This window comes from Vibrio sp. 10N.261.52.A1 (genome assembly GCF_002876325.1).
Taxonomy (GTDB): Bacteria; Pseudomonadota; Gammaproteobacteria; order Enterobacterales; family Vibrionaceae; genus Vibrio; species Vibrio chagasii.
Map to the genome: position 1 here is coordinate 1 of NZ_MCYD01000943.1, position 3995 is coordinate 3995.

Consider the following 3995-nt stretch of genomic DNA (forward strand, 5'->3'; position numbering starts at 1 on the left):
GGACTAGAAAAGTCGACATAATCATCAATATTATGCTCTTCTAGTTTCTGTTCAACTTCTCCTGAAAGTGACTCTATTTCACTCGCAATACATGATGGGTCAACCTCATCTATTGCGTCGTAGCCAGTATAAATAGAGTTTAGCAATGCAGAATTTTCCAACGTGTACATAACAGGATTAAAGCCTGCTTTGATAATTGATTCTCTTTTGAAGCCTATTGCTATTTTACCATACCTTTGTGCATGATAAGCGAGATGTTGAAGTGGTATATCCGCCACACAACAAACAGGATTTGACTTAACTGTCACAGGTACATTTTGAAGCATTTCAAAAGACTTAGTTTCATAATTGTACTTACGTTTTTCAGGAACAATCACTTTCACTATTTCATGATAATTTCCAGTTCTAAGCTCACCACTAGACAAAATGGATTTCATAGCTTCATAGCCATTCATAGCTGGCTTCAATTCTGTTAGTTGCTTATTTAACTCTGAGTCCCACTGAGGACCACCCGTAAAATGCCATAATATTTTTGATACTGTACCGGGTCTCATTTTTCCTCCGATTTACCTAATGCCTGCAATAAGGTGTGCCCCACTGAACCAACAAAGCACACTAAACTCCATACCAAAACCGCCGGGTCAAACGCATCACCTTGATTTCTTTGTTAAATTTTATCCGTCGAGTTTCATCGATGTTTTTGGTAGTAACTCAATAATTGAACGACCTGCTGATTGCTGAGATGAACCACTTTCATTTTTGATATAACCGGTATCTTGAGGGGAGAAAATGCACGATGCCGCGTGATTCAGCACAATATCTTTGGCCTCTTCTGATGCAGCAGCATCAGTAAGTGCCTTGTAAGTCATAAGAGCATTCTGTCTATGCTTATTCACAATCGCATTGTGTTTATGCGATAGGAAATTCTTTGCTGCTAAAAACAACAAATATGCAATAACACCAAATATTAATACTTTACTAGTAATCAGCTGTACTGCTTGTAAATTATCTTCTGGTTTAAACCAAGCAAGTTTATGGATAAATAGCGTACAAAACGCGTAGATTCCCAAAGCTATAGCTGCATGAATTGTTTTTGTTTTCCAATATTCTGCTGCTGTCTCGTGAGCTTCAGCTTCATCTTTAAAATATATTGCCTGTTGTGACACACCCTGTTCGGCAGCAACCTTGCGAACATCTGCCAACACATCCTGAGCTTGTTCCTGATGAAGGGCTAAATCTTCTGTTATTTTACCTGCGTTATCTTTTACCGACTGTAGCATTGCTCGCGCATCATTTTCCATTCGCTGGAAATCTACAGACTTACTTACACCATAGGAAATAAAAGGGTATAGACGATTAAAAGCTCCATCATAAGCAGCTTCAATTTTAGAAATAATTGAATCTCTATTACCACTTGGATTATCGATATTATTTGGTTGAAAATTTAATGCTTGCTCAAAGCGGCTATAATCTGCATCAGATTGACTTTTTAATTGGTTAAGCATTGAATCAGGAAAGTCATCTAAAGCTGACAACGACAACTGCCTATATAACCGAATAACTTTAGCAGCAGGCTCAACAGCTTTTGAAAAATCGAAGTGTTGCCCTAATTCACTAGACCTTGCAAGAGTTTGCGCATCAAAACTTTGCATCCGTTCGAATGATTCTCTTGCTTCTTCTAAAATACTCATTATTACCTCTTAATTAATGGTAACACTAAAAAATTTAACGCCTTGTTAAGGTGTGAGGCTCGCAATACCGGAGCCCCCGCATACCACCTTAATCACTTTAACCAACGCATGGTAAAAATGCCATGTGTTGCGAATCATTCTTAAACTGTTTGTTATACAACTTTTCCACAGCACGCTCTGAATTTTGCCCCACTTCCACATGGGCATGGTGAGTTCCTTGATACAAAGGCTTTAGGAGTTATTAAATCTCTGATTTTCTCTTCAAAGTCCAGCAATTTTGAGGCATGTATGACGTACCCAAGATTCAGCATGAGATCAGTTTTAGATATGGCTTTTGTATCTGTTGGAACTTCAACTACCTCAACTTCACCTGTAGCTTTCTGAACAGGACCAGCATATAGCGTGCCTAAAAACGCAACACGATTTCCCGCACAAAGTGCCCCACTCGCATCAACAAAAGACCCAAGATTAGCTAGGAAAACTGGAGAGCCACTAGAGCCAGGGAAACAAGCTGCATCAATAACAAATTCTGGTTTACCGTTATAATCCAGCTTGGGGTGAGTTGCTGTAATTCCACGACGAATGATGGGTAAATTGTGTATTGCGTCCCAAATCCCATTTGGGTAACCAATCATCACAATATCTTCCATTGAGGATAAGGTCGAAAGCAATTCAGTTGTTGCAATGGCACTCTTACCTAAAGGTACATAGTAAAACTCATCTCCCGAAGCCTCCGCCTGGGAGAGCAAAGGAGCAATTGGGAATATCGCTAGATCTACGTTGCTCTCACTGTGAAAAATGCATTGATTTTCAAAATCATCAATCACAAACGTACTAAACTCTCCAAGTTTAGGTCTTCCAACATCAGACTTAGTCAGATTTATACTTGCTTTTACCGCTCCTTGAACAACATGTTTATTAGTAACAATAACTGGTACTTTCTTATCCTCATCATCAAAAAATAAGTAAAAATAGCCGGACCCCGTAGAAGTCGCACCATTTCCTAAATCGCATTCAATTCTAACAGTAGAATGAATTAACTCTTCAATTGGATTTTTAAAACTACTATTCATTTAATTCCCTGCTAAGTTTTATAACGCCCTGTTAAGCTGAGGAACGCAATACCAAAGCCACCGCATACCACCTTAAACACAAAACTCAACGCATAGTAAAAATGCCACGCGTTGTGAATCACTCTTAAACAGATTGTTAGCTGTCATTGTGGTTAACGATAAACCTAGCCCTCTCGTAAAGCTCATCAAATGTAATTATTTCAGGGTTGGTTATGTTTTTTCTATACAGTTCAAATGATCGCAGTTTGTCTTTGTTTACCCCATGATCACCAACAAACTCATCAAGATTACCTACAACTAAATAGGATTTCGGTTGAAAATTAAAAGCTTCCTCACCCGTGGGATTCCCATGTACATCTGTCAAAGCTACTTTATTGGATAATGTCTCGACTGCAGATGCAACAGTTCCCTGAACTTGTGCAACAGCCCCAGCCAACTCACGGGAAGGAGCCCAACATGAAGACCGATAAGGTGTATTATCGAGAAGTCCGGTTTTGTGAGTCTTAATCTCAACGAAGCAAAGATTGGATATGATTCCTTTTGTTTTCATTAACGCATCAACTCTTTTACCACTAGAGCCCACACTGTAGCCCTGAACAACTTGTTCCAACTTTTTGTCGTCTAAAGAAGATAAGAATAGATAGCCCAACCCATACCCGAAAATCCATGGATTCTTTTCAAAATACTTCTGCCAGAGAGCTTCATTTGACCAAGATTTTGATTGTTTAATACCATCAAAATATTCCGCAGATGATAATAATTTGTCGAAGACCTCAAGTTGTTTCTTGCGATACCCCACAGCTACTAGATCTTGTTTGGTCACTTCAGATCGTACAACTTCTGCAAACAACTCTTGATTGTCATGAAAAAGTGTTTTCGCTTGATTGTTTGAAAGCGCAATTTTACGAAGTTCTTCATCCGTAATATTTACAGATGAATAACTCTGCAAGTTTATGGACTGAATGTTAGAAATGAATTCCGTCAATTTACCTATTTCATCGCCAATAAAGGAAAAACTGGCATTATGAGGTTTTTCAGAAGCAACTGTATATCCCTGAATATTGAGAACAAATATCCCATTGTTAGTTTCTAGAAACTTCGCTTTTATGCAAGTTTTTGCGTTCTCTTTATGCCTAAGGACTACTTCATCTTTGACTTTAGCAAAAGCAAAGCTATCTTTTGAATCTATTACCTTGGAGGCTATCCGAACTTTCACTGCTGGATCAGAAAA

General features: G+C 38.5%; 4 protein-coding genes. All 4 read right to left on the reverse strand.

The window, feature by feature from the left end:
• A partial coding sequence (locus BCT81_RS20450) for an abortive infection system antitoxin AbiGi family protein (protein WP_102425632.1) occupies nucleotides 1–554 on the reverse strand: 554 nt, incomplete at its 3' end.
• A gap of 120 nt (nucleotides 555–674) precedes the next feature.
• Nucleotides 675–1691 (reverse strand): hypothetical protein, encoded by a 1017-nt coding sequence (locus BCT81_RS20455; protein WP_102425633.1) that lies wholly within the window; start codon nucleotides 1689–1691, stop codon nucleotides 675–677.
• A gap of 152 nt (nucleotides 1692–1843) precedes the next feature.
• Complete coding sequence (locus BCT81_RS20465; RefSeq protein WP_102425635.1) at nucleotides 1844–2764, reverse strand: trypsin-like peptidase domain-containing protein; 921 nt, start codon at nucleotides 2762–2764, stop codon at nucleotides 1844–1846.
• Between the two features lie 136 nt (nucleotides 2765–2900).
• Nucleotides 2901–3995, reverse strand: a 1095-nt coding sequence (locus tag BCT81_RS20475; RefSeq protein WP_102425637.1) for a Shedu immune nuclease family protein, incomplete at its 5' end; no start/stop codon positions are given.